We start from the raw sequence: 26665 nt of genomic DNA on the forward strand, positions 1-26665 counted from the left end.
ACTAAAATGACTCTTTAGAAAAAATCATTCCCCGCAGATTCATAATCTTGTAACTGTAGATGAGTTCATAACCCTTTTTTTCCAATGAATTTGCATGCTGCGGACTAGCATAAATGAAATAAGATTTCCTGGGAAATGACCTGCAGGATATTTCCAATTTATTCAAAAAGATATTTAAGGTCTCTTCCACAAAAGGATTGAACATGAAGAATACTGCATCATCCGGCTGAATGGCATAATCAACAACATCTGCATTTATCACCTGCCAACTAATCCCCGGGATAAGCACTTGCGTTTTATTCATATTTAAAATGGCTTCCTGGCAAAGTTCTTTGGCAAAATCAATCCCCGTAATGTGGGTAAAGCCGAAATAGGCCGATACTGCCATCGCTCTTCCTTTACCGCAACCGAGATCAACAATAGAACAAGAGTCCGAGAATTTGCGAAAGGCATTCAATAACTTTTCCAGCATATAATAATTCACCGCTTCATAAGGCGACGACTTGCTGATATCAGCATTTTGAATAGTGAGATGTTTTAACGCAACCGGAGAAAAAGTGCGTATCCTGTATTTAATGCCTCCGCGAATGTCATGGTACAACGCAAAAAAAGCCAACCAGATATTCCAATTGATGGCGGTATAAAAAAAGAAGCGGATGTATTGAACAACAGTTTTCACCTGCAAACATGCTGCTATTTCCTGTTACAGAAATTTGTAACTGACCGTATCCTATTAGTCCTTCGCAATTTTTTTATAACTAGCCACGACACCACGTATCAATGAAGAACTGAATCCCTGGTGCTCCATTTCATTTAATCCGGCAATGGTACAGCCCTTTGGTGTTGTCACTTTATCTATCTCCTGCTCAGGATGAGTCCCTTTTTGCAATAATAGTTCCGCAGCGCCTTTTACGGTCTGAGCTGATATCAAAGAAGCGGTGGCGGCATCAAAACCAATTTCAATTCCTCCCTGGATATTGGCGCGGATATATCGCATAGCATAAGCAGTTCCGCAAGCAGCCAGGATAGTAGCTGCTTCCATCAATTTTTCATCTATCGAAACAACCTTACCAACGGTGCTGAATAAATCATTTACATATTTATTGGTGGCTCCGTCTGCATCTTTACTGCAAATACAGGTCATGCTTTCCTGGATGGCGATAGCCGTATTGGGCATAGCTCTGAAATAAGAAATATTTTTCTTAACGATCGTTTCCATCTCGTTAATCAGGACACCAGTCACTACTGAAATCAGTATTTTGCCTTTGCTTAACTCTTTTGAAATACCACCCAGCACCTCTCCCACCTGAAATGGTTTTACTGCCAATATGATTACTTCACTTCTTTTAACAGCAGCAGCATTGTCATCTGACACTTCCACTCCTTTTTCTTTAAATGATTTAAGTGTTGCGGTGTTGCGTTTTGTTATAATGATATCGGAAGGCTTGCTGAATTTACTTTTTAAAAGCCCCTCGGCAATAGCTGTTCCAAGGTTGCCTCCGCCTATTATAGCGATCTTCTTTGCCATTTATACAATTTTGATAAAGATACAATTCGTTTGCAATGAAAAAGGGAGCAGGTCGGTTGCTCCCATTGATGATTAAATATTTCTAAATACAGAATCGACAGTTCTTGTGCCAAAGAAATAGAGCGACTTTTACTCTCCTCTATTTTCTATTAAATAGAACTCAAGGCTGACCCTGCTTCTTCCTTTGCTAGATAATTTTCAATAGCTGTATCATATTTTTCCTTCCACCAGTCGATGGTGCCCCAAAAGTCACCGTCGATCACTATCTCGCCGGTTGTAACAACGCCAATTTTTTCATGCGGGAAGCTACCCAGCAGTTTTTCAAAATCATTTACTTTGTCCAGTGATACGCTCACCAATACCCTGCTTTGCGCTTCGCCAAACAACCAGGCATCTTTTCTGAACTCGTTATTAGTTATGATTGAAAAACCGAGCTCACGATTGAAACCACCTTCACACAGTGTAACAAACAAGCCCCCCTCGCTTACATCATGCGCTGACTGAATCATTTTTTTACTGACGGCTTCAGCAATTTTCTGCTGAAGAGCATATTCTTCCTCCAATGAAAAATAGGGAGCCGAAGAAAATTTGGCACCGGCAATCTTATGAAGGTATTCGGAACCATTAATATCATTTTTCGAACTTCCCACCAGGTAAAGAATGTCGCCCTCTTCTTTCAGGTCCAATGTCATTTTATCCGCAACATTTTCCAGCAAGCCTACCATACCGATAGTAGGTGTAGGATTTACCGGGCCATCAGGATTTTGATTGTAGAAACTGACGTTACCTCCTGTTACCGGTGTATCAAATTTTCTACATGCATCTCCCATGCCTTTTATGGCATTTACAAACTGGTAGTATACTTCAGGGTCATATGGATTTCCAAAATTCAGGCAGTTAGTGACTCCCAACGGCTGACCACCGCTGCATACAATATTTCTTGCCGCTTCACTCACAGCGATCATGGCTCCTTTATAAGGATCGGCATACACATAGCGACTGTTACAATCAGTAGTGACAGCGAGGCCTTTTTTTGATCCTTTTACCATTACAACGGCCGCATCTGTGGGTGTATTGGTTGACGTATTTACCGTACCCACCATGCTATCGTACTGGGTATATATCCAACGTTTCGAAGCAATGGTTGGTAATTGTATGAGCTGTTCTGCCACAGCTTTCAAATCTTCGGGCTCAGCAACTGAAGACATATTGAATTTTGCGATTTCAGCAAAATAAGCCGGCTCACGGTACTCCCGATCGTATTGAGGAGCACCTCCACCTAATACCAACTCGTGAGCAGGTATTGAAGCCTCCAGCTCTCCATGCATGTAAAAATTCAATATCCCGTCATCCGTCACCTCTCCAATTACCGAACAAGGCAAATCCCATTTTTCAAACACCTTTCTCACAATATCTTCCTTTCCTTTTTCTGCAACCATCAACATTCTCTCCTGGCTTTCACTCAAAAGCAATTCCCACGCCTTCATGTTTTGTTGTCTTGTGGGTACTTTATCAAGGTCAATCCGCATACCTACTTCCCCTTTGGCACTCATTTCGGCAGTGGAACAAATGATACCGGCTGCACCCATGTCCTGCATACCGACCACGGCGCCCGTTTGTATTACTTCCAGGCAGGCTTCAAGCAATTTCTTTTCCTGGAAGGGATCACCAACCTGTACCGCCGGCAAATCCTGAGCACTTTCCTCGGTAATATCGGCCGACGCAAAAGATGCTCCGCCTATCCCATCTTTTCCTGTCGCACTTCCTACAAACATTACGGGATTTCCTTTACCAAGCGCTGTTGCTGAAACCGTTTCACCGGCTTTTACAATACCCACACTCATAGCGTTTACCAGTGGGTTGGTATGATAACATTCATCAAAATATATTTCGCCGCCGACCGTAGGCACACCAAAACAGTTTCCATAATGGCCGATACCGTGAACCACTCCTGATAACAGGTGTTGGGTTTTATCTTCTTCCAGGTTTCCAAAACGAAGAGAGTTCAACGATGCAATAGGCCTTGCACCCATGGTAAAAATATCACGATGAATACCACCAACACCAGTAGCAGCTCCCTGGAAGGGCTCGATGGCAGAGGGGTGATTGTGCGATTCAATTTTAAACACCACGCCAAGCCCGTCGCCAATATCCATCAATCCGGCATTTTCTTCGCCCGCTTTCACTAACATTTTCCCTCCTTCTCTTGGCAAGGTCTTCAGCCATTTAATAGAATTTTTATAACTGCAATGCTCACTCCACATGGCGGAAAAAGCACAGAGTTCATTAAAATTGGGCATTCTTCCCAGTTTCTTTTGCATCAATTCAAATTCTTCTTCGGTAAGCCTGAGCTGCTGAGCTGTTTTGAGCGTTATTTCCATGAAAAATGTAATAGTTGATTGAAGGTGGCAAAGCTACGGAAATACAAAGTACGAGGCCGCCGGTGGAAGTGAAAAGTGAAAAGAAAGAAGTCAAAAAATCGGTTTTGCCTTTTCACTTTTGACTTTTGCAGATCTGCCAGATCGCTTACTGCAGCTTCCGGCCACTTATACTTCTGATAATAATGTCTATTTTGCAACATCAAAACCCTACCGTTTGGATTATTTGTTTTTTGCAGGCTACCTTGTCCTATTTTCATGGTTAGTAACCAAAACCAGCTTTTTTAACAAATCAGGATTGAGCAAATCACAGCTGGTTATTATTTTTTTACTGAAAGTAATTGCCGGTATTTTCTATGGCTGGATGGGCCATTTTTATGGCGGTTTTGCGCAAATGATTGATACCTGGAATTATCATAATAATGGCCTTGAAGAATACCATTTATTGCAGACAAATCCATACGAATATCTTACCAATATCTTCAACGATCCCTATAATAAAGAGGGAGTCGACAGTTTTTTTGGCTCTAAAGATTCTTACTGGAACGATTTGAAAGGAAATGTATTTACCAAAATCGTGTCCATCTTTCACATATTCAGTTTTGGACAATACTACATCAATGTGATATTCTACGCTTTCATTTCACTTTTTGGCCCCTTAGCTATTTATCGGGTGATGGTGGATGTTTTTCCCGACAGAAAAAACTTGCTGCTGGTGGCTATTTTCTTCACGCCTTCATTTTTCTATTGGTCAAGCGGCATCCATAAGGAAGGCCTGATTTTTACGGGTATCGCTTTAATTGTTTATCACGTTTATTATGGTTTTAAAGAAAAAAGATTTACAATTAAAAGATGGTTAGCGATCTTACTAGGGCTGACCATTCTTTTACTGTTAAGAAATTTTGTACTGGTTATCATTCTTCCGGCTCTTTTTGCCTGGGTGCTTGCTAATAAGTGGCCGAAATATTCGCTGGCTTGTTTTAGTACCGTCTATCTTTTTTGTGGGCTGTTTTTTTTTGGATTACGCTTTGTAGACTCCAGGCTCGATTTTCCACAAGCGGTTGTAAGTAAACAACAGGCCTTTATCGAAAATGTAGGAAAATCAAGCGTCCCTATCAAGGAGTTGGAGCCAACTGTATTGAGTTTTGTTAAAAACACGCCACAAGCAATTACCCTATCGATTATAAGACCTTACCCAAGTGACGTTAAACATCTACTCTCACTTGCCGCCGCAGTTGAAACAGATTTATTGTTATTGATATTTTTATTATACCTGCTATATCGGCGAAGGGAAAAGATCACTTCAAAAAACATTCTTTATTTCTGCGTATTTTTTTCATTGACGCTGTTGCTGGCTATTGGCTTTAGCGTAAACAACCTGGGCGCTATCGTTCGTTACCGCAGTATTGTGCTTCCTTTAATAATACCTTTAATCGTGGTACAAACGGATTGGAAAACTATCGCCACTACTTTTGCCGGGAGAAACAAAAAGGATTTTGCAACAACTAAAATATGACCCACTATACAGAGATAGTAAAGGCAGCATGGAAAGGATATGACGCTTCCCGGAAGATAATGACCATTGAAGATATCAGCCCAATGGTTTCAACCAATCACGTTTATAAGGTCACATTTACCGACGAAGACTTTATTATCGCAAAGCTATCCACCTTCGGCCAATACGAGCATTTCAAGGAAGATCACCGAATCATTCATTCATTGGCCAATAACCTGTTGTATCCCTTCGAAAACCTTTTGGCAAAAAGTCTTTTAAAAAACAACCGGGTATACACGTATCGTCACCGAAAAAGCAATATAGATGCATGGGTCGTTTTTTACAATCCCAGCCGGGTGATGCAGGTCATGCCACGTCGCTTACAGGAAGGACATATCCGCAGTTTTGGAAAACAAATCGCCAAATTCCATCTTGCCTGTAGCAGGATACGCAATGTATTGCCAAAAAGCAGTAAGACACTCAGAACGGACATTAATACATTACTTGACCAATTGGAAACGGATGAAAAAAGATTTACCAACAAAGAACATGTCAAGCTGATAAGACATCACTGTGAAATGTTTCTGAAAAACAGGAATAAATGCAATGCCGGCAGTTTCGAAACCATCCCTGTTTTTATTGATTGGAATATTGGGAATTTTTCCGTGGTTGACAATTTTCAACTATTCAGCCGCTGGGACTATGACTGGTTCAGGATGAGCAGCCGAATGATGGATTTTTATTTTTTTAGCCGGGTAGTGAGCGATGCAGGTGATAGAACCGTGTGGAGTTATGTAATCGGACCGATGATGGAGGAACGGTTCCTGGTTTTCCTGAGTGAGTATCATTCGATAAATCCATTGACGGCTGACGAAATACGTTTCCTGCGGGAAGGGTATCGTTTTTTTATTTTGAACTATGTGATTAAGAATGGTATTTATTTTTTTAGCGAGCATTTTGCAAAAAAACTATATAATGAAGCTATTGAAATATATCTGCCGTCTGTAGACAGGGATTTCGATCCTGATAAAATCATTGATCATTTAAAGATTAGTAAGTAGCTGGCGGATAAAACAAATGTGGTTATGACAGATTTTAAATCCTTGCTGGAAAATTATAAGGTTATCCTGTTTGATGCTTACGGCGTTGTAAAAAATTACAAAGGCCTGATACCTGGCATTGAAAGCACCTTCAACTGGTTGGACGAACAACAAAAAGCCTACTACATTCTCACCAACGATGCCAGCCGCAGCCCCGAGCTCTTGGCGGATTCTTATTACAAAAGTGGCTTAAACCATATTACACCCGATAAAATTATCTCATCAGGCATGCTGGCAAAAGAATTTCTTGATCTGAAAGTGAAACAGGGGCTTGTGGCTTACCTGGGAACAGAAGATTCGGCCCATTATATCGAGCACCCTGGCTTGGAAACCTTACCGCTGCAAGAAATGACGGAAGATAATATTAATGACATAACCGCTCTTGTATTACTCGACGATGAGGGATTTGACTGGATGGATGGATTAAACAAAGCTGTCAATTTACTTCGCCGGCGAACAATACCGGCTATTGTTGCCAATCCTGACGGAGCCTACCCAATGTCTAAGAGAGAAGTTGGTATTGCCATTGGTGGCCTTTCTTATATGATTGAAAAAATAACCGGCCGAAAATTCATTCGTTTTGGCAAGCCTGATTCGCAGATATTCATGTTTGCCTGGGAGTATATTTTACCGCTTTATCCAGGGATCACTAAAAAGGATATTTTAATGGTAGGTGATACCCTGCACACCGATATATTGGGAGGAAATAAGTTTGGCCTCGACACCGCATTGGTCTTAACAGGCAACATGTTACCAGAAGATTATGAAAACCGGATTATATCTACCGGCATCGCTCCTACATTTATTTGTGAAAGTGCGGTTGTTTTCGGAATGTGATTATAAAAAATAATAATTTGAAAGAAATCATTCCAAATACATCCCAATAATGATCGTTAGTGTCAAAATATCCACTTTTTTTAACCACCTGTCCGGTTTTTTACCGTTATTGTTGTAAAATTGCAAATTATTTTATTTATCAATAAACAATCCTTCGTTTTATGGCAGTAAAGTTAGAATACGTTTGGCTTGATGGTTACAAGCCCACCCAAAGTCTCCGCAGCAAAACAAAAATTGAAAAAGAATTTAGTGGCAACCTGGCTGATCTACCAATGTGGAGCTTCGACGGTTCTTCAACTGAACAGGCGCCAGGCGGATCATCTGACTGTTTATTGAAACCAGTATTTGTTGTGCCCGATCCGCAGCGCAAAAACGGTTACCTGGTAATGTGCGAAGTTTTGAATGCTGATGGTACTCCTCATGCATCAAATGGCCGTGCTTTGATCGATGATGATGACAATGATTTTTGGTTTGGATTCGAACAAGAATATTTCCTTTGGGATAATCAAACAAATAAGCCTCTTGGTTTTCCTGCTGGCGGATTTCCCGGCCCGCAAGGCCCATATTATTGTTCAGTAGGTGCAGCTAATGCTTATGGACGCAATATTATTGAAGAACATTTAGATGTTTGCCTGGAAGCTGGCCTGAATGTAGAAGGCATCAATGCTGAGGTAGCTGCCGGACAGTGGGAGTTTCAAATATTCTCCAAAGGCGCTAAAGAAGCTGGTGATCAAATCTGGATTGCACGTTACCTGCTGGAAAGAATTGGTGAGAAATACGGAGTTTCAGTAAATTGGCATTGTAAACCTCTTGGTTCTCTTGATTGGAATGGAAGTGGTATGCATGCCAACTTCTCTAACGGCTTGTTGAGAAATGCCGGTAGCAAAGAGATCTTTGATAAAGTGTGCGAAGCTTTCCGCCCTGTGGTAAAAGAGCATATCGAAGTTTACGGAGCTGACAACCACTTGCGTTTAACCGGTAAACACGAAACAGCCAGCATCCACGACTTCAGCTATGGGGTTTCTGATCGCGGTGCGTCTATCCGCATTCCTGTAATGGTTCCGGCAAAAGGATGGAAAGGATACCTGGAAGATCGTCGTCCAAACTCTGCTGCTGATCCTTATAAAGTGGCAGGACGCATCATTAAAACAGTAAAATCTGTAAAAGCATAATTTTGAAAGGCATGTCTTCGGGACATGCCTTTATTCTTTTCGATATTTATTGTCAATAATTATTTGATCCCTTCCGTCTTTGTATGAGAGGGATTTTTTTTCTTTGCCAAAAGTATACAACTATGTCACTAAGGTTTCATGCATTAGAAGAGCTGACAGCCAATGGTCAACTTGATATCGACAGCTCGAAAAAAATCACCGGTGTCTTTGGCAGTAATGTTTTTACCCTAAAAGTTGCCCGTGAGTATTTGAGTGACGAGGCATATAAAAGTCTTGCCAATTCAACAAAGTCAGGACAAAAGATTGACAGGGCAGTTGCTAATCAAATTGCAACTGGTATGCGGGCCTGGGCTGAAAACAAAGGAGTCACCCATTTTACTCACTGGTTCCAACCCTTAACCGGAACTACTGCCGAAAAACATGATTCGTTTTTCACCATAAAAGGCGATGGTACTTCAATTGAGCAGTTTGAAGGCGATGCACTGATACAGCAGGAACCCGATGCTTCTTCATTTCCAAGCGGCGGATTACGTGCCACATTTGAAGCAAGAGGCTATACTGCATGGGACCCTTCTTCTCCCGCTTTTATCATGGAAATTGGTAATGGCAAAACACTTTGTATTCCTACCATCTTTGTTTCCTATACCGGCGAATCATTAGACTATAAAGCACCTTTGCTGAAAGCGGCAGAAGCTTTGAACAAAGCAGCGGTAGATGTTTGTAATTACTTTGATAAAAACATAAGCCGTGTTACTTCTACGCTGGGATGGGAGCAGGAATACTTTGTTATCGATGAAGCAATGTTCAATGCCCGTCCTGACCTGGTGATGTGTGGCCGTACGGTGTATGGGCATAACTCTGCGAGAAACCAGCAACTGGAAGACCACTATTTCGGGTCCATACCCGAAAGAATTTATGCTTACATGCGTGACTTCGAAACGGAATCTTATAAATTAGGTATTCCCTTGCGGACAAGGCATAACGAAGTAGCCCCGGCACAGTTCGAATGCGCTCCTATTTTTGAAGAAGTAAGTGTGGCGGTAGATCACAACTCACTTTTGATGGACGTGATGGATCGTGTAGCACGGCGTCACAGCCTTCGTGTATTACTGCATGAAAAACCATTTGCAGGCATCAATGGCAGCGGAAAGCATAATAACTGGAGTATGTCAACCGATACGGGTGTAAATCTTTTAGGCCCCGGTAAAACTCCAAAAACGAACCTGATGTTCCTGACTTTTTTTGTTAACACAATTAAAGCGGTGCACGACTACTCAGATCTTTTAAGAGCATCCATTGCATCAGCGCCCAATGATCATCGCCTCGGCGCCAATGAAGCACCTCCCGCTATCATTTCGGTTTTTATCGGTCAATACCTGACCAAAGTATTGCAGGATGTAAAGGAAAGAGTGGGCGACAAGTTTGATGAGCAGGATGAAAGCATGCTGAAGATCGATATTCATAAAAGCATTCCTGAACTGATGATGGACAACACAGATAGGAATCGTACATCGCCATTTGCTTTTACAGGAAACAAATTTGAGTTCCGTGCTGTAGGATCATCGGCGAATTGTGCGAATCCCATGACAGTGCTGAATACCATCATGGCCGATACATTGAAGAAATTTAAAGATGATGTCGATGCGTTAATCGAGAAGGGTGAGAAAAAAGAGATCGCTATCATGCATGTGATCCGTGAATATATCGTTGCCAGCGAAAAAGTATTATTCGAAGGTGACGGTTATAGTCAAAGCTGGGAAAAGGAAGCTGAAAAAAGAGGTTTACCTAATGTGAAGACCACTCCGTTGGCCCTGGATGCAATGGTTACCAACAAAGCAAAAAAGCTTTTTGAGAACAATGATATCTTTACTCATTCCGAATTGGAAGCCCGTCATGAAATAGAGCTGGAAAAATACATCAAGAAAGTGCAGATCGAAAGCCGCATCATGGGTGAACTGGCTACCAGTCATATTTTACCACCTGCTATCCGTTATCAAAATTTATTAACTAATAACATCCGCGGATTGAAAGAAGCCGGACTTCCGGAGTCGGCTTACAGCAACCAAAAACAAATTCTCGATAAAATATCAGAACACATCAACAAGGCAAGCGACCTGGTTGAAAAAATGATCGAAGCCAGAAAGATCTGCAACAACATAGAAGACACAAGAACAAAAGCCATCGCTTATCAAAGCCAGGTAAAGGATGTGTTCTTTGATAAGATCCGTTATCATGCTGACAAATTGGAATTGCTCGTTGATGACAGGGAGTGGTATTTGCCAAAATACAGGGAAATGCTATTTCTCAGATAATTTCTACGACCACCTTGAAGAACTGTTATATTTTTTAAACCCTCCCTATGCGGAGGGTTTAAATTTTTGTAGCGCTAAAAATTTTCCTTCATTACCCGTAACACATTTTTACCCAATATTTTTTTTATTGACTTCTTTGAATATCCTCTTCGCATCAACTCCTCCGTTATTTTTGGATAAGACGTCACATCATCCATGCCAACCGGCAATGAACTTACGCCATCATAATCCGCGCCAATACCTACATGATCGTCTCCGATCAATTTTACAACATAATCAATATGGTCAACCAGGTCGGCTATTGTGGGCCGAATCTTTTCCAGCTCAGTCTTTGAATATTCCTGCAGCCTGGTTTTCATGGTCGCAGAATCTTTGTATATTTTAAACAGTGAATCCTGTAACCCATTTTTTGCTGCATTTTTGAAATATTCAGATCGTTCATCAAAGGCTTTACTTATAAACCCTGAATAAAAGTTAATGCAGATGACTCCACCATTTCTCTTCAACGCCTTAAGCTGATCATCTTTCACGTTGCGAAATACCGGACATAGATTCCAAACTGAGCTATGTGATAGCAGAACCGGCTTCGATGAAATGGCAATGGCGTCATAAAATGTTTGCTCACCTGTATGAGAAAGGTCAACGATGATTCCCAGTTCATTCATTCGCCTTACAATTTGCTTTCCGAAATCAGTAAGACCTTTCCTTTTTTTAGAATTTTTCAAAGTCCCTCCCTCGGAGGGATTTAGGGAGGCCTCATCCATGGCACTGGAAGCCCAATCCGTGCTGTTGTTCCAGGTGAGGGTCATATAACGCATACCCCGTTTATACAAGGCCTCCAGTTTTTGCAAATCACCTTCAATCATATGACCACCTTCTACTCCTACCAGGGCTACCAGTTTTCCTTGTGAGATGCCCATCTCTGTATCGGCGTATGTCTTAGCCAATACCATTTTGTCTTTGTTTCTGGCGACAATACTTTCAAGTGAATCGATCTCTTCGTTAGCATCTTTATATACCCCTTCTTTATTTCTTGGCTCCGGTCCGGTGAATACTGAAAAAAACTGCACATCTACCCCACCCGCTTTAAACCTGTCGAGATCGCTATGCCCTTCACCGATCCTGTGTGAAATATCCTTACCATCCAACACGGCAGAGGAAAGGACATCATTATGTGTATCAACTAAAACAGCTTTTGAGTGCAGTTTTTTATAAGCTTGTGAATAACCGTTACTGAATGAGATCAAAACCATTGAAAAACAAATCCATTTTTTCATCATTTCCTATTTCAGGTTAAGATAAAAAAATCCCGGCTACGAGCCGGGACCTTTTTTGTAAACACAATTATTTCAATTCAAAACTGTCTAAAAACTTCGTATTAAAATCACCGGCACGGAAACGTTCGTTTTGCATTAATTGCAAATGAAACGGTATTGTTGTTTTTACTCCTTCTATTACATATTCACTTAAAGCCCTGTACATCGTATCAATCGCTTCGTTTCTCGTACGGGCAATGGTAATAAGTTTGCCGATCATAGAATCATAATATGAAGGAATGGTATAACCAGCATATACATGGCTGTCCACCCGAACACCATGTCCGCCAGGTTGATGCAGAGTTGTAATTCTTCCGGGTGAAGGACGAAAATCATTGTAAGGATCCTCTGCATTGATCCTGCACTCGATGGAATGCATTTGCGGGATATAATCATTGCCTGAAATCCGTTCGCCGCCGGCAATTTTTATTTGTTCTTTGATTAGGTCAAAATTGATCACCTCTTCCGTTACGCAATGCTCTACCTGGATACGGGTATTCATCTCCATGAAATAGAAATTGCGATGCTTATCCACGAGGAATTCAATAGTTCCAACGCTTTCGTAATTGATGGCACCAGCAGCTTTTTTAGCCGCCTCCCCCATTTGCATTCTTAGTTCATCCGTCATAAAAGGTGAAGGCGACTCTTCTACGAGTTTTTGATGCCGGCGCTGGATAGAACAATCTCTTTCACTCATGTGACAAACAGTTCCGTATTGATCACCTGCCACCTGTATTTCGATATGGCGTGGTTCCTCTACAAATTTCTCCATGTAGATGCCATCATTCTTAAATGAAGCGGCGGCTTCTGCTTTAGCCGTATCATAGGCTTTCTCCATTTCACTTTCTTCCCAAACAATCCGCATTCCTTTACCACCGCCACCGGCAGTAGCTTTTAAAATCACCGGATAACCCATATTTCTTGCCAGCCCTTTTGCTTCGTCAAGGCTTTGCAACAGGCCTTCGCCGCCGGGAACAACAGGTACGCCGGCTTTGATCATCGTTTCTTTAGCCGTTATCTTATCGCCCATGCTGTTGATCATATCAGGCGTTGGACCAATGAATTTTATTCCATGGTCATTACAGATACCAGCAAACTTTGCATTCTCAGCCAAAAAACCGTAACCGGGGTGTATGGCGTCTGCATTGGTAATTTCCACGGCCGCCATTAAATGAGGAATATTCAGGTATGAATCACTGCTTTGGGGCTTACCGATACAAACAGCCTCATCCGCAAACTTTACATGCAAACTGTCACGGTCAGCAGTGGAATACACTGCTACCGTTTTAATTCCCATTTCGCGGCAGGTCCTGATAATACGGAGAGCAATCTCTCCCCTGTTAGCTATTAATATTTTTTTGAACATGGATTTTATTTGAAAGATTGAAAATGTGATGATTTGAAAATGAAATCAAAAAAGCCAATAAGAAAATAAACATGGAGCATTTCTCCATTTTTAAATTTTCAAATTGACTCATTTTCAAATTATGCCGGCTCCACCAGGAACAGAGGCTGATCGTATTCCACTGGCGAAGCATCGTCTACTAATACTTTTACAATTTTACCGCTTATCTCACTTTCAATTTCATTGAACAGCTTCATCGCTTCTATTATACAAACCACTTTACCCTTTGTTACCTCATCACCCGGTTCAACAAAATTGGGCTTGTCAGGCGCTGCTTTGCGATAAAATGTTCCAATCATAGGGCTTTTGATTGTTAACAAGTTGGCTGCTGGTGTTTCTGTCTTTGGTTTTTCGGCTGAAGAAGCAGCGGCCGGTATAGAAATAGGTTGTTGTGGAGCTGCAATGGCTTGCTGTGTGGGTGGTGCGAAAGATGTGGAGGCTGGGGATGATAGTACTTGTGTAATATGTTCTTCTTTCTGTTTTATGGTCACTTTAAAATCCTTTTGCTCAATAGTCAACTCGCCAATATTTGATTTGTTGATCATTTTGATCAATTCCTGGATTTGTTTGAAGTCCATGTTTTTCAATTTAATAGACAATTTAATTTAGTAAGAAAATGGAGGGCTAAGGTAAGGAAATCAAAATCAGATAATCAAGATTTTTTTGGTCATTTTGACCAAAAATGAGTCAAATTCAATCAAAAATGGCCTAAAATCGGGAGATTTCGGGCCATTTCTAAATATTTTCCTGTTGCAAAAAATTACTCTTTTACTCTTTCCAGGTACTCGCCTGTTTTAGTATTTATTCTGATGAATTCTCCTTCATTTACAAATAAAGGAACATTGACAGTAGCGCCGGTTTCAATAGTGGCGGGCTTTAATGTACGGGTTGCTGTATCACCCCGTAGCCCCGGCTCTGTGTAAGTAACCTGCATAACAATTTTATCCGGTAGTTCTACACTCATCGGAAGTTCCGTCTCCGTATTGATGAGAAGAGAAACGGTCTGACCTTCTTTTAAAAACTGGGGAGCGTCAACCAGGTTTTCCTGAACAGCAACCTGTTCAAAGGTTTCAGTATCCATAAAATTATAACCAGTGTCGTCCTTGTATAAAAACTGGTAATCCTTTCTTTCAACACGTACCGGGTAAATGGTATCGCCGGAGTTCCAGGTTTTTTCAATAGTGCGATTATTGTCTACACCTTTCAATTTAGCCCACACTTTAGCAGCGGCACGGGCTGTTTTGTTTTCACCAAATTCTACTACAGAATATAAGCTGCCATCTAATTTGATGATGAGGCCACGGCTGATGTCTGCTGTACTTGCCATAAATTTCTTTTTTTGAGGCGGCAAAGATAGGGAAATGTGGAAACGGCTACTCCAAAAAAATACTATCCGGTTGGCCAGCCAGACAAGTTGTGCAAACTGAAAAATACTTTCAAATTCTGCCATGATTCGGGTCAATTCTGCAGCTCGGTTATATCACTGTCAGAATCCAAAACATTACTACTTTGAAATGTCTGGTAATGAAAAAAATGAAGCGGTTTTGCCGCCCCGCCTTCAAGGAGTAGAATAAGGTTTCCGGGATATTTCTATTTTACTTTTCTAGCGAGACGCATGATTGTGTTAATATCAGGGTCGACTCTCAATTAATTCTTTTCTTTGAGTCATGAAAAGAATTTGCTTATTGTTATTTTCTATAGTTGTATCTCTTACCGGCATAGGGCAAGTTGATTCCATTGCAGAACCACCTTACAAACGTTTTCCGTCGGTGCCTCCCTTCAAACTATTGCTGACCGATAGTAGCAGTCATTTCACAAAAGATGACCTGGCTAAGAAGAAAGCGGTAATGTTTATGTTATTCAGCCCGGATTGCGATCATTGCCAACATGAAACAGAAGAGATCATCAAAAACATAACCGCTTTTGACAAGGTACAGATCGTGATGTCCACTACCCTTCCCTTTGACAAAATGGTGGATTACTACAACAAATATGATTTGAAACGATTTGACAATATCATTGTAGGAAAAGACCAGGCTTACTTTCTTCCGGTCTTTTACGATATTCATAATTTACCTTTTCTGGCTTTTTACAATAAAAAGAAAGAGTTGATATCGGTATTCTCAGGAGCATTGCCCATTAATAAGGTAGCTGAAGAACTGAAGAAGTAAAGCCCATCCCGACCGTCCCGAAGGGAAGGCCATCAACACACATCCCTCGCTTTTCGACGACTCAAAAAATTATCGGAGTCTTCGGAAATGCTGAGCAGAGATATAAAGTTGATGTGGTAGATATGGAGTTTGGATCAGTAATGCAGCACCGCTCCTTCCTTTTTTGGGAAAGGAGGATGAGGCCGCACTTCGATCTGTTGCAAAAACAATCATTCGTACAAGGATGGGGTTTACTGTCAAGCATTATCTTTGCCCCGCAAAATAATTTCCTCATTCCATAAATTTCCGCAAATGAAAGTAACTGTTGTAGGTGCCGGAGCTGTAGGGGCTACCTGTGCTGATAACATTGCCCGTAAAGAATTGGCAACAGAATTAGTCTTACTGGATATCAAAGAAGGTATAGCTGAAGGTAAGGCGCAAGACATGATGCAAACCGCCGCTTTGCTTGGTTTTGACACCAAGATCACCGGTTCCACCAATGATTATGCAAAAACTGCCGGCAGTGATGTAGTAGTTATAACTTCCGGGCTTCCCCGCAAACCTGGTATGACAAGGGAAGAACTGATCGGCGTGAACGCAGGTATTGTAAAAACAGTTGCTGAAAATATTTTGAAGCATTCCCCCAATGCCATTCTTATCGTGATCAGCAATCCGATGGATACGATGACTTACCTGGCATTACAGTCAACTGGTCTTCCTAAAAACAGGATCATTGGTATGGGCGGAACGCTTGATAGTGCCAGGTTTAAATACCAGCTGAGCCAACATTTGGGTTGCAGCCCCGCAGACCTGAATGCTGTGGTTGTTGGCGGACATGGTGATACCACGATGATACCATTGATTCGTTTGGCAACATGGAACTCCGTGCCGGTTACCAAATTTTTAAGTGCTGATCAACAAAAACAGATCGTAGCAGATACCATGGTGGGTGGCGCTACATTGACGAAACTCATCGGTACTTCTGCCTGGTATGCACCCGGAGCTGCCGGAGCAGCATTGGTAGAAGCGATTGTAAGAGATGAAAAGAAATTGTTTACCTGCTGCGTTGCTCTTGACGGCGAGTATGGTCAAAAAGATATTTGTCTTGGTGTTCCTGTTATCATTGGAAAAAATGGCTGGGAAAAAATTCTCGACTTTGAACTGAATGAAGCTGAACAAGCGGAGTTTAATAAAAGCGCAGACGCTGTTAGAAATATGAATGATGTTTTGAAGACGCTTTAATAACAAAACATAGTTTGATAAAAGAAACCGGGTAACACCGGTTTTTTTTATTTACCCAACTAATTATTTATAAATTGTTGCATAAACAACTCTCATGCGCCGACTCATTGTCCTTCTTTTCCTGGCAACAATAAACACTGCTGGTGCGCAACACAAATTGCAGCCCGGTTTTGATGGAAAGGAGTACCTGGAACTTCTCTCGTTAACCTTTCACCGTTCCAGCATTGCTGATTCGGTCGCTAGAAAAACAGCAAAGGACCGGTATAAGATGGAATACCGGTCAGAAGAAATGGGACTGCAAAATCGCTGGACTTTTTATCTCCGCGACGACAATGTAGCGGTCATCGACCTGAGAGGCACTGTTAATCATTTACCAAGCTGGATGGCCAACTTTTATGCGGCTATGATACCGGCAACCGGCACATTACAATTAAACGATAGCACAAAATTTGACTACCAGCTTGCTAACGATCCCAGGGCAATGGTACATGCAGGCTGGACCATTGCAATTGGTCATCTCGCACCTCAGATCATTAAAAAGATTAACGAGTATTATAACATTAAAGGCGTAAAAGAATTCTATGTAGCCGGTCATAGCCAGGGCGGAGCGTTAGCATTTTTGTTAAGATCTTACCTGCATTATCAGCAGCAAAAAAAAGATATTCCCGCAGATATATTTTTTAAAACTTATTGCAGTGCTGCCCCTAAGCCGGGTAATATGTACTATGTCTATGATTTTGATTTTATCACCCGTAATGGCTGGGCCTTTAATGTGGTCAATGCTGCTGACTGGGTACCTGAAACGCCATTTTCGGTTCAAACATTAAACGACTTTAATCCAACGAATCCCTTTGTTAACACAAAATCGATATTAAAAAAACAAAAGCTGCTGATAAGGGTTGCCGGCAATATGGTTTATAATAAACTCGAACGCAAGCCGAGGAAGGCACAAAAGAAGATGGAGAAATACCTTGGTAAAGTAGTTTATAAACGAGGGGTCAAAAAAATATTGCCGCAACTACAGGAGCCGGCTTATGCCCATGGCAATAATTATATGCGTGCAGGCACTCCCGTTGTATTGATGCCCGATGAACCCTATAAGGCAAAGTTTCCAGACAACAAGCAAACGCCTTTTGTTCACCATTCCTTCGCTGCTTATTATTTTCTTGCCAGCAAGTATTATCCTTGAGAATTGACTTCTTCCTGTTTAGTAAGGGAAAATGAAGCCTTTTGAAAAGATCGAAAAAGGTAACCTGGTTGTCAACTTGCTTTTTGCAAAAGTTCGATGACCAGTGCTCATAGATTAGCTGCCTTTATTACCACGGTATATTCCGGAAAGCAAACACCCCGGTAAATTTTCTGATTCAAAATGCTCTCTTCATATTTTCGGATATCATTTTTTCGTATCTTTTGTATACCAAAGCTCCTCTATTCTGCGAAGCTTTATCCTATTCATCATCATCAAAAAACAAAACCACTTATGAAGCACATGAGAAAAATGCTGGCTCTAATAGCCTTAGTATGCCTTATCATTCCCGCCTGTAAAAAAGAGTCTCAAAAAGTTCAACAGGAAGAAATTTCAACTGATGTAAAAAACAAAATCTTTGCATTGGGTTTTAGCCCCGGTAATATCCAGTTGCACCCGGAAGGCTACCTGGTAGAAGGAGATATTGTAATTACCCCGGAACAGCTAAACTCTTCGCCCGGGCGACAGTTGCTTCGTATAGCCGAAACGGAACAGTATCACACCTTTAATTTGGTAACTGCGCCAAGAGTTATCACGATAAGTATTGACAGTAAGATCTCTAATCATGGGCCTGCTCTTGATGAGGCCATCAGAAGGTATAATGCTGAAAATCTTTTAATTACTTTTCAAAGAGTGAGCCGCAGGGGAAATATTGTAATAAGCAAAGCCCCGGCTTTTGCAACTTATTTGGCATCGGCCGGGTTTCCTTCTGCAACCGGAAATCCATATCCTTCCATTTTACTAAATACAAGTTCGCTTTTTGGTGTGGGTGGACAGCCGGTAAATACTGTTGCCTCCATATTGGCACATGAAATTGGCCACTGCATTGGTTTTCGACATACTGATTGGATGGATCGCAGTTACAGTTGTGGCGGATCGCCTACCAATGAAGGCCAGGAAACCACCGGTGTCGGCGCTGTATTGATCCCCGGCACTCCTTCCGGTCCTGATGCCGGTTCCTGGATGCTTTCCTGCATTGGCAGCGGACAAAACCGTCCATTTAACACTAATGACAAAACAGCTTTAGGATATCTATACTAATTTCAACCGATCTTTTTTTATAAGCCGTTGATTTAGGTCAGCGGCTTATTTTCTTTGAGCAATTATTATCCATCAAATTGTTTTTTTGTTACACACTGCCACCCGATCAACATTAATTAATGAGCAATTTGATAACGGTAGCGGTATTGTCTTTTTTTATAAAGCGGATAAAGTATAATCCCCTGCTCAACTTTTCCAACGAAATGGTATTAATCAAATCTAAAAGCATTTCCTCATGCACTTTTATACCCGCTGTATTATAAACCTGCATTCGCACCTCTTCCGTTTGATTGCTGAGAATAGTAACAGGTTCTGTTCGTTCAACAGGATTTGGAAAAACATAAAACTCAGTTTTACCAAGGTAATAGATATTAACCGGTTCGGTATATACTACCCTGCCTCCACTGAGTTCAATTTTTACCCGGTAAATATTGATGCCATTGGTTGGCAAAGCATCAGTGAATGAATAGAAAGTTCCATTGATAAGCGTTAAGATTTGAGTGGGCTGAAAATTATTCTGAGAAAACTTTTCCAGGGTAATTTGTTGCACCTGGTATACGGAACCCAACTGCAATTCCAGCTGCACTTCGTCAACTGATGCCGACCCCAAAAAACTTCTTACATAGCAATCCACACCCTGTGTAGTATAGTTGATCGCAAAACTTTTAAGAGCAGTCTTACCATTTACCAAAGTTGCAACAGAATAATGCATTGATGTATTCAAATTTTTTCCAAGCACTACGATCGTGTCTCTCGTAATCAACATTGATTCCAGGTAATGATCACCCAGTTTATAAACCTGGAAGCTATCTACACCGGCCGGCCTGTTCCAATACAGCAAAAAAGAGTCCGGGCAATTAAATCCTACAGAAACATTGATGCGATTTGAAATAGTGAAAGTATCTGAAATATATTGTTGGCCTTGAATATTCATCCGCAGCATGGCAGTGGCAAAAGTATCTGGAGCCAGCCAGTTGTAATAATTTGTACTTAAGTTAACTGAACTATTGATTTGCTGCCAGCTATTACCGTTGTCCATACTGTATTCCAACAGCCCATCATTATTCTCAAAACTGTTTTCCCAACGCAGTGTATTGGAAGTACCGCTGATTACATTGTCCAGCCTTGATGGCCAGGACCAAACAAAATTATCCTTCTTATCAAACTCGAAAGCGACAGCATAAGACTGCGCCGCAAGAACATTAAACCCTCTTATCCTGATAATATAATTTCCTGCACCAGGATTGTCTATTGAGACTTGTTCCATATTGTTTAAGCTATCTCTTCTTCTTACAGGCAGCAAGCTCAGTGAATCTTTATTTGGGAAATGATTTAATACCCAGGGCTGCCAAACCTGGTTTGTTGAAAGCTCCACCAATTCCAGGTCAAGATCATTGATCAATGCTTTCGGTGCGTTTGCTGCTGCTGCAGGATCGTTCCAGACTAGTGTAACTTTCACTGATCGGGTGTTTGCCGGAATGAAAATGTTATGTTCATTTGTTGCTCCGGCTGTAATAATATTTTGAAAATAAGTACCGCCTGCTAACCCCTGCATTGCTTTATGCGCATTAACAGAACCATAGCCAGATACAAAATCAATTCCCTTTGTATGGACATCATCTGCGCTGTTTAAAAGAATTGCTTTTACCAGGTCGGAAGAAGGAACTGTTCCTTTTAATTGTTTGTATGCATCCTGTAATATCAATCCGATACCCGATACAATCGCTGTTGCCCCACTGCTCCCATCTAATGCAAAGGCCACCAGTTCAGGCTTAACCCTTCCATCGTAGGCAGGTCCTCTCGAACTGGCAGGCAGTACTGTTCCAAAAGAATCAATATGACCAACAGTAAGGATGTTCTTTGCCATCTTAAAACTTCCGGTGAGATTGGCATACCCCGCTGCCCCCGCATAATTGCCCGTATTGCTGGTGAGCGTTCCGGAATTACCAGCAGAAAACACATGCAGCAACGGAGCCCGAACAGAAACACTTGCGTCATAAGCCGCAGCGTCAGCACCGTAATAGTTTTCTATATCTGTTCCGTAGGAATGATTTTGCACGGTTATATTATGTTGCTGGTAATAAGCATCAGGCTCGGGCAATAAATTGGAAAAATTAGCTGAGCTTATCCCGGCGGCCGTAGCAACACCTTTGCCTTCATAGTAAGTATTGCCAGCTCCTGCAATAATTGTCGCCATGATAGTTGCATGGCCACTCAGGGTTGGAGAAGTTGATGAGGTGGAAATATATCTTCCTTTAAAATCGATATCAGCTGTATCAGGTTTGTTTTCTTTTACGGAAACCACAAGCGGCTGACCATTGTAAAAAGGAAATTCGCTGTGAACAAGATTGACCTTATTAGTACTAAGATCCAAATTACTAACCGCCACTTCTTCTTTCGGAATTCTTTGTTGTTCGATAAATAAAACTTCGGGGCGATCAGCTATCTTCTCAACTATATCTTTCCAACTACTCCGCACAACGATTATTCCCGCCTCATCGTATTCATAAATCGTATAAATACGAGAAAACTTACCCGTAAACTCTTTAAATGATTTTTTATCGGATACAGCTATAGTAAAGGTGGAAAAAGCAGAAGTATCCTTTGCGGCGTATCTTAAAAAAAACTTCGGTGAAAATTTTCTAACGTTCTTTTCTCCTATTTGAGAAAATGCTAATGAAAACGGAAAAAGACTAAATAATAGTAAAGAGTACTTACAAAAAATTGACCACCTTTTTATACAAAGTACAGACTGCATCTCTTTAATTTGCTATCTCTCAAAAGTATTGAATAAAACTCACGACAAAATTTTTATGCTCACCATATTGCTTTATCAAAATGCTTCGTATCTTACTAACGCCTGTTTATAGATACCAGGCTTTTTATTTTTCAACCACACACTAAAACCCTAAAACTGTATGAAACTGGTAAAAACTACTACCGCATTACTCTGCGTAATGTCTCTAACTGTTATCTCCTGTAAGAAAAATGTTAAGGATGTTCAACAAGAAGAGATATCCCGGGAAACTCTCACCAAAATTTACAATCATGGCTTTGGCACTTCCAATGTACAACGGACTGAAGACGGTTACCTTGTAGAAGGTGACATCGTTTTAACTGAAGAATTCTTAAATGGCAAACCCGGCGGAACATTTTTACGTATTGCCAATAATGAACAGTACCGTACCAACAACCTGGTAACGGCTCTGCCACGTACTATCAAAGTTGCCCTGGATAGCAAACTGGCGGCAAAAGCCGGATACTCTGCGGCACTTGCAGAAATGGCTAGTCGTTACAATGCCGAAAATCTTCAACTTAATTTTTTAGTTGTTAGCTCCGGTGCTGACATCACTTTTGTAAATGCCAATGGTAGCTACCTCGCTTCTGCAGGCTTTCCAACCAGTAGTGGTCAACCTTATGGCCAGGTAAAAGTAAATTCAAGAGCAATCGGCACTGGTTCTTCACCAACCTTTATTAATTACCTCGCTACTATCCTGGCTCATGAAGCAGGTCATTGTATTGGCTTCCGTCATACCGACTATATGGATCGCTCCTTTAGCTGCGGCGGAGCAACCTCTAACGAAGGTGCTTCTACAGTAGGTGCTGTACACATCCCCGGAACTCCAACAGAGGCTGACTCTGGTAGCTGGATGCTGGCTTGTATCGGCAGTGGTGTTAACCGCCCGTTTAATAACAATGATAAAACAGCGCTGGGTTATTTATATTAATTCAAAACAAGTTGTTGAAAAAACTCCGGGATTACCCCGGAGTTTTTTTATTCCTTGACTATTCTAAAACAGTAACGAAACAACTTGCCCTCAAAATCGAAAGGTGTTGTTGCTTTGGTAATATCTTTTACCGAATCAGTATTTATTTTTTCTCTATCCAAAACAAACTTTCGAAAATTGGTGCTGAAATAAAGGATGCCACCATCCTTCAACGTGTGCAAGCAGTCATTTATAAGCGAAGCATGATCTCTTTGTATGTCGAGAAAATCATCCATTCGTTTGCTATTGCTAAAAGTGGGCGGATCCATAATGATCAAATCAAATTGATCTGGCGGCAATTCTTTCAAAAATTGTAAGACATCAGCATGAATAAATTTGCCCCCACCTGCAACAGTAGTACCATTGACCTGGAATCCATTTAATTGAAAATTTCTCTCCGCCCAATTTAGATAGGTTTTGGAAAGGTCTACAGTAACCACCTCCGAAGCACCGCCTGCCGCGGCATAAACCGAAAAAGAACCAGTGTAGGCAAACAAGTTTAAAACCTTTTTGCCCTTTGCTTCTTTTTGAACCCGTTCCCTTGTTAAGCGATGATCGAGAAACAGGCCGGTGTCAAGGTAATCGCTAAGATTGACAATAAATTTCAATCCATTTTCCTCAACTACAAATTCATGCTGCACAGCATCAAACTTTTGATACTGCCCCAGTCTGCCGGGCTTACGCTGGCGAAGTTTTAAAAAAATATTTTCCTTTTCTACCGATAAAACATTGCAGATAATTTCCAGGCTTTTTTCCATCCACTCATCATGTTCCTCCTCACTCATGCTATGCCTTCGCTTATACTCTGCTACATATAATTTATCATCATAAAACTCGATGCAAAGGGGAAATTCAGGCAAATCATGATCGTACACCCGGTAACAACTTACTCCTATTCGTTTAGCCTGTTTGCCTACATGTTTGAAAACTTTTGTCAGCCTGTTTTTAAACATTTCCAGTTTTTCTTCACTCATATTTCCGCATAATTTTTACGAAATTCGTATTTCTTCTGGTAGCGGCAGGATCAAAGCCAGGTATTAATTTATGTATGCAATTGTAGATATAGAAACGACAGGAGGATATGCTTCTGCCAACGGTATTACGGAAATTTCCATTCAGGTATTTGATGGCAGCCGCGTGGTACAAAAATTTGAGACATTAGTCAATCCACTTCATTCGATTCCTTACTACATTCAATCGATGACTGGCATTACGAATGAAATGGTAAAAGACGCCCCTCTTTTCAGCGACGTTGCAGAACAGGTCTATGATATTTTACACGATAAAATTTTTGTTGCCCACAATGTGAATTTTGATTATTCATTTCTCAAAAGCCATCTTGCTGCCAGCAACTTTGCTCTTAATACCAAAAAACTGTGTACCATCAGGCTGAGCCGCAAAATATTTCCCGGCTTTAACTCTTACAGTCTTGGCAATCTTTGTCATTCCCTGGATATACCCATTAATGACCACCACAGAGCCGGTGGTGATGCAGAAGCTACGGTGAAAGTTTTTCAATTGCTTTTACAAAACGATAAAGAAAAACTGATTGAAAAAAGCCTGCTTCGTAATTCGAAAGAACAGGTGTTGCCGCCCAATGTTCCAAAAGAACATTTTGACCAACTGCCTTATACTCCCGGGGTCTATTATTTTCACAATGAAAAGGGCAAGGTCATTTATGTGGGTAAGGCAAAAAATATCCGTTATCGTGTCAATAGCCATTTCAGCAATAACTCAGAAAGCAGGCAAAAACAGAATTTTCTAAAGCATACCTATGGCATATCCTATCAACCGTGTGCTACGGAACTAATGGCTCATATACTGGAGTCAACCGAAATAAAAAAGATATGGCCGGCGTTCAACTATTCGCAAAAAAATGCAGAACGGGTTTATGGCATTTTTTTATATGAAGACCAAAAAGGTTATTACCGGCTCGCTATAGAAAAAAATAAAAAGCAGCTCAGGCCTGTTCATACATTTCACTACCTGGTGGATGGTCATTCTATTTTACGCAAGATGATCAGGGAATATAACCTTTGTCCCAAACTGTGCTTCCTTCAAACTACTCATTCGCATTGTGAGGGAATAGAAGAGAATTATTGCTATGGCGCCTGCGAACTAAAGGAGAAGCCAGCAGAATATAACAATCGTGTATTAAAGGCAATCGAATCTTTTGCCGATCAACCAACTTTCGCCATCATCGATAATGGCCTTTCTGCAGAAGATCAGTCCTGCATATTGGTATGCGAAGGGAAGTTTTATGGTATGGGTTATATTCCGTCAGACATACAGGTAGCCGAACCGGAAATGTTGAAAGATTTGCTGACCCCGTATAAAGAAAACCTTTTTATCCGAAACCTTGTCAATGGCTATGCAGCAAGATTCCCGGAAAAGGTAAGATTATTTTCCCGTGCTATCGGTCAATCAAGCCATTGAAAATTTTCAGCTTTTGGCATTTGAGCAAGCACTTCAGAAACTTCCTGCGGCGGGATCGCTAATTTTCTTTTAACAATATCAAGCCATGCGCCATCCACGGTGATAATAGCTGAAACGGTATCAGTATTTTTTATGATTGTATGCCGGATTGACCAACGTGAGTAATCTTTTTTTGAATGGAGAACTTCCAAATTGATCATCACCTTATCGCTTAATCTAATCTCCCGTTTAAACACACACTCCTCACGAAACAATATCGGGCCAATCTGCAATCGCTGCAATACTTCTGTTGACAATTGATGTTCATCAAAAAAAGCAATACGGCAAAAAGCCCCCCAGTCATAATAGACTGAATGCCTTAGATGTACATTCGGGTCAAGGTCCGACCACCTTACCTGTATTTGTTTTATAAATTCTCCCATCCTGCTAATATACTTCACCAGGGGCTGAAATTAACAGCTTCATTGCTCAAATACCACCAGCACCTATTACTTTTGCTTCTCATAAAAAAAAATAATGAAAAAAATATTTCTGGTTATCCTGACGGTTGCTGTTGGCGCTACATCATGGGCACAACAACCTGCTAAAGCCAAGCCTGCGGTGAAGCCGGCAAAACCCATTACTCCGGCAACTACTTTGAAAACAGTGAATGACTCTGCGAGTTATGCGATCGGGGTTAGTGTTGCCAGTTTTTATAAGCAACAAGGCATTACAAATATCAATACCGCTATTTTATCGAGAGCTATCGGTGATGTAATGTCCGGTAAGAAAGCGCTGTTGGATGACATGACCTGCAATACAGTTGTGACCAAATTGATCAATACTGCACAGGAACAAAAATCAAAACCAACGATTGAAGAAGGCCAGACCTTCCTTGAAAAAAATAAAACAAGACCCGGCGTAAAAACTACCGCCAGTGGTTTACAATACGAAGTGATCACAGAAGGAACCGGTATCAAGCCGTTAGCAACAGATAGTGTAACGGTGAACTACAAAGGCACTTTGATCAACGGAACCGAATTTGATAATTCTTACACCCGTGGAGAGCCTATTACTTTTCCATTAAACAGGGTAATTGCAGGATGGACCGAGGGATTGCAACTGATGAGTGTTGGATCAAAATATAAACTTTATATTCCTTATACACTTGCCTACGGCTCTAACGACCAGGGACCTATTCCCGGCGGTTCTACCTTAATATTTGAGGTGGATTTATTAGATGTGAAGAAAGCACAATAAA

The 26665-nt window shown here is 41.1% G+C and carries 22 protein-coding genes; 12 read left to right on the top strand and 10 right to left on the bottom strand.

Translation table 11 applies throughout. From position 1 onward, the window contains the following. Window position 1: 1 nt before the first annotated feature. The 3 genes from P2W73_RS22055 to purL form a co-directional block, all read right to left on the bottom strand. The gene (locus tag P2W73_RS22055) at window positions 2–679 is read right to left on the bottom strand and encodes a class I SAM-dependent methyltransferase (RefSeq protein ID WP_276504274.1); all 678 of its coding nucleotides are present in this window, start codon (window positions 677–679) and stop codon (window positions 2–4) included. A gap of 54 nt (window positions 680–733) precedes the next feature. After that, a complete protein-coding gene (gene proC, locus P2W73_RS22060) occupies window positions 734–1528 on the bottom strand; it encodes a pyrroline-5-carboxylate reductase (protein ID WP_276504275.1) in 795 nt (264 codons plus the stop codon). Between the two features lie 149 nt (window positions 1529–1677). Further along, window positions 1678–3909 carry a phosphoribosylformylglycinamidine synthase subunit PurL gene (purL, locus tag P2W73_RS22065; RefSeq protein WP_276504276.1) on the bottom strand — a complete coding sequence of 744 codons (2232 nt, stop codon included), beginning with the start codon at window positions 3907–3909 and terminating at the stop codon, window positions 1678–1680. 295 nt (window positions 3910–4204) lie between these two features. On the opposite strand from purL, the gene P2W73_RS22070 reads away from it, so the two are divergent. The 5 genes from P2W73_RS22070 to P2W73_RS22090 all read left to right on the top strand — a co-directional run bounded on the left by P2W73_RS22070 (window position 4205) and on the right by P2W73_RS22090 (window position 10822). Then, entirely contained in the window at window positions 4205–5422 is a 1218-nt protein-coding gene (locus P2W73_RS22070) for a hypothetical protein (RefSeq protein WP_276504277.1), read from the top strand. Further along, on the top strand, window positions 5419–6462 hold the full coding sequence (locus P2W73_RS22075) for a hypothetical protein (RefSeq protein WP_276504278.1): 1044 nt from the start codon (window positions 5419–5421) through the stop codon (window positions 6460–6462). The genes P2W73_RS22070 and P2W73_RS22075 overlap by 4 nt, the downstream gene beginning before the upstream one ends. Window positions 6463–6486: 24 nt before the next feature. Continuing rightward, entirely contained in the window at window positions 6487–7338 is an 852-nt protein-coding gene (locus P2W73_RS22080; RefSeq protein ID WP_276504279.1) for an HAD-IIA family hydrolase, read from the top strand. 161 nt (window positions 7339–7499) lie between these two features. Then, entirely contained in the window at window positions 7500–8510 is a 1011-nt protein-coding gene (locus P2W73_RS22085) for a glutamine synthetase beta-grasp domain-containing protein (RefSeq protein ID WP_276504280.1), read from the top strand. A gap of 122 nt (window positions 8511–8632) precedes the next feature. After that, window positions 8633–10822 (top strand): glutamine synthetase III family protein, encoded by a 2190-nt coding sequence (locus P2W73_RS22090; RefSeq protein WP_276504281.1) that lies wholly within the window; start codon window positions 8633–8635, stop codon window positions 10820–10822. Between the two features lie 74 nt (window positions 10823–10896). Here P2W73_RS22090 and P2W73_RS22095 read toward each other — a convergent pair whose 3' ends face one another. From P2W73_RS22095 to efp, 4 genes are all read right to left on the bottom strand, one after another. Further along, on the bottom strand, window positions 10897–12075 hold the full coding sequence (locus P2W73_RS22095; RefSeq protein ID WP_276504282.1) for a dipeptidase: 1179 nt from the start codon (window positions 12073–12075) through the stop codon (window positions 10897–10899). A 91-nt stretch (window positions 12076–12166) separates the two neighbouring features. Beyond that, entirely contained in the window at window positions 12167–13504 is a 1338-nt protein-coding gene (gene accC, locus P2W73_RS22100) for an acetyl-CoA carboxylase biotin carboxylase subunit (protein ID WP_276504283.1), read from the bottom strand. A gap of 119 nt (window positions 13505–13623) precedes the next feature. Beyond that, entirely contained in the window at window positions 13624–14121 is a 498-nt protein-coding gene (gene accB / locus P2W73_RS22105; RefSeq protein ID WP_276504284.1) for an acetyl-CoA carboxylase biotin carboxyl carrier protein, read from the bottom strand. A gap of 182 nt (window positions 14122–14303) precedes the next feature. Further along, the gene (gene efp / locus P2W73_RS22110) at window positions 14304–14870 is read right to left on the bottom strand and encodes an elongation factor P (protein ID WP_276504285.1); all 567 of its coding nucleotides are present in this window, start codon (window positions 14868–14870) and stop codon (window positions 14304–14306) included. Window positions 14871–15210: 340 nt separating this feature from the next. On the opposite strand from efp, the gene P2W73_RS22115 reads away from it, so the two are divergent. The 4 genes from P2W73_RS22115 to P2W73_RS22130 all read left to right on the top strand — a co-directional run bounded on the left by P2W73_RS22115 (window position 15211) and on the right by P2W73_RS22130 (window position 19222). Further along, a complete protein-coding gene (locus P2W73_RS22115; protein ID WP_276504286.1) occupies window positions 15211–15714 on the top strand; it encodes a thioredoxin in 504 nt (167 codons plus the stop codon). A 291-nt stretch (window positions 15715–16005) separates the two neighbouring features. Beyond that, on the top strand, window positions 16006–16935 hold the full coding sequence (gene mdh / locus P2W73_RS22120; protein ID WP_276504287.1) for a malate dehydrogenase: 930 nt from the start codon (window positions 16006–16008) through the stop codon (window positions 16933–16935). A 94-nt stretch (window positions 16936–17029) separates the two neighbouring features. Beyond that, window positions 17030–18124 carry a lipase family protein gene (locus tag P2W73_RS22125; RefSeq protein WP_276504288.1) on the top strand — a complete coding sequence of 365 codons (1095 nt, stop codon included), beginning with the start codon at window positions 17030–17032 and terminating at the stop codon, window positions 18122–18124. A 291-nt stretch (window positions 18125–18415) separates the two neighbouring features. After that, a complete protein-coding gene (locus P2W73_RS22130) occupies window positions 18416–19222 on the top strand; it encodes a M57 family metalloprotease (protein ID WP_276504289.1) in 807 nt (268 codons plus the stop codon). Window positions 19223–19334: 112 nt separating this feature from the next. Here the strand turns inward: P2W73_RS22130 and P2W73_RS22135 are convergent, their stop codons facing one another. Beyond that, window positions 19335–21980 carry a S8 family peptidase gene (locus P2W73_RS22135; protein ID WP_276504290.1) on the bottom strand — a complete coding sequence of 882 codons (2646 nt, stop codon included), beginning with the start codon at window positions 21978–21980 and terminating at the stop codon, window positions 19335–19337. Between the two features lie 160 nt (window positions 21981–22140). On the opposite strand from P2W73_RS22135, the gene P2W73_RS22140 reads away from it, so the two are divergent. Continuing rightward, window positions 22141–22950 (top strand): M57 family metalloprotease, encoded by an 810-nt coding sequence (locus P2W73_RS22140; RefSeq protein WP_276504291.1) that lies wholly within the window; start codon window positions 22141–22143, stop codon window positions 22948–22950. 47 nt (window positions 22951–22997) lie between these two features. On the opposite strand, the gene P2W73_RS22145 is transcribed toward P2W73_RS22140, so the two are convergent. Further along, window positions 22998–23963: a class I SAM-dependent methyltransferase gene (locus P2W73_RS22145; protein WP_276504292.1), complete on the bottom strand. Its 966-nt coding sequence runs from the start codon at window positions 23961–23963 to the stop codon at window positions 22998–23000. Between the two features lie 70 nt (window positions 23964–24033). On the opposite strand from P2W73_RS22145, the gene P2W73_RS22150 reads away from it, so the two are divergent. Continuing rightward, on the top strand, window positions 24034–25425 hold the full coding sequence (locus P2W73_RS22150; RefSeq protein WP_276504293.1) for an exonuclease domain-containing protein: 1392 nt from the start codon (window positions 24034–24036) through the stop codon (window positions 25423–25425). Here the strand turns inward: P2W73_RS22150 and P2W73_RS22155 are convergent. Further along, window positions 25410–25865, bottom strand: coding sequence for an acyl-CoA thioesterase (locus P2W73_RS22155; protein WP_276504294.1), 456 nt, complete (start codon window positions 25863–25865; stop codon window positions 25410–25412). The two genes, P2W73_RS22150 and P2W73_RS22155, sit on opposite strands and share 16 nt — an antisense overlap. 76 nt (window positions 25866–25941) lie before the next feature. Here P2W73_RS22155 and bamJ point away from each other — a divergent pair, with 76 nt between their 5' ends. Further along, a complete protein-coding gene (gene bamJ, locus P2W73_RS22160; protein WP_276504295.1) occupies window positions 25942–26664 on the top strand; it encodes a BamJ family beta-barrel-assembly machinery protein in 723 nt (240 codons plus the stop codon). Window position 26665 lies beyond the last annotated feature (1 nt).

This window comes from Terrimonas pollutisoli, from assembly GCF_029360765.1.
Lineage (GTDB): Bacteria > Bacteroidota > Bacteroidia > Chitinophagales > Chitinophagaceae > Terrimonas_B > Terrimonas_B pollutisoli.

Coding starts and splice junctions, on each gene's coding strand:
- proC (WP_276504275.1), bottom strand. CDS start 1,528: ATGGCAAAGAAGATCGCTATAATAGGCGGAGGCAACCTTGGAACAGCT.
- purL (WP_276504276.1), bottom strand. CDS start 3,909: ATGGAAATAACGCTCAAAACAGCTCAGCAGCTCAGGCTTACCGAAGAA.
- P2W73_RS22075 (WP_276504278.1), top strand. CDS start 5,419: ATGACCCACTATACAGAGATAGTAAAGGCAGCATGGAAAGGATATGAC.
- P2W73_RS22080 (WP_276504279.1), top strand. CDS start 6,487: ATGACAGATTTTAAATCCTTGCTGGAAAATTATAAGGTTATCCTGTTT.
- P2W73_RS22085 (WP_276504280.1), top strand. CDS start 7,500: ATGGCAGTAAAGTTAGAATACGTTTGGCTTGATGGTTACAAGCCCACC.
- P2W73_RS22090 (WP_276504281.1), top strand. CDS start 8,633: ATGTCACTAAGGTTTCATGCATTAGAAGAGCTGACAGCCAATGGTCAA.
- P2W73_RS22095 (WP_276504282.1), bottom strand. CDS start 12,075: ATGGTTTTGATCTCATTCAGTAACGGTTATTCACAAGCTTATAAAAAA.
- accC (WP_276504283.1), bottom strand. CDS start 13,504: ATGTTCAAAAAAATATTAATAGCTAACAGGGGAGAGATTGCTCTCCGT.
- accB (WP_276504284.1), bottom strand. CDS start 14,121: ATGGACTTCAAACAAATCCAGGAATTGATCAAAATGATCAACAAATCA.
- efp (WP_276504285.1), bottom strand. CDS start 14,870: ATGGCAAGTACAGCAGACATCAGCCGTGGCCTCATCATCAAATTAGAT.
- P2W73_RS22115 (WP_276504286.1), top strand. CDS start 15,211: ATGAAAAGAATTTGCTTATTGTTATTTTCTATAGTTGTATCTCTTACC.
- mdh (WP_276504287.1), top strand. CDS start 16,006: ATGAAAGTAACTGTTGTAGGTGCCGGAGCTGTAGGGGCTACCTGTGCT.
- P2W73_RS22125 (WP_276504288.1), top strand. CDS start 17,030: ATGCGCCGACTCATTGTCCTTCTTTTCCTGGCAACAATAAACACTGCT.
- P2W73_RS22130 (WP_276504289.1), top strand. CDS start 18,416: ATGAAGCACATGAGAAAAATGCTGGCTCTAATAGCCTTAGTATGCCTT.
- P2W73_RS22135 (WP_276504290.1), bottom strand. CDS start 21,980: ATGCAGTCTGTACTTTGTATAAAAAGGTGGTCAATTTTTTGTAAGTAC.
- P2W73_RS22140 (WP_276504291.1), top strand. CDS start 22,141: ATGAAACTGGTAAAAACTACTACCGCATTACTCTGCGTAATGTCTCTA.
- P2W73_RS22145 (WP_276504292.1), bottom strand. CDS start 23,963: ATGAGTGAAGAAAAACTGGAAATGTTTAAAAACAGGCTGACAAAAGTT.
- P2W73_RS22150 (WP_276504293.1), top strand. CDS start 24,034: ATGTATGCAATTGTAGATATAGAAACGACAGGAGGATATGCTTCTGCC.
- bamJ (WP_276504295.1), top strand. CDS start 25,942: ATGAAAAAAATATTTCTGGTTATCCTGACGGTTGCTGTTGGCGCTACA.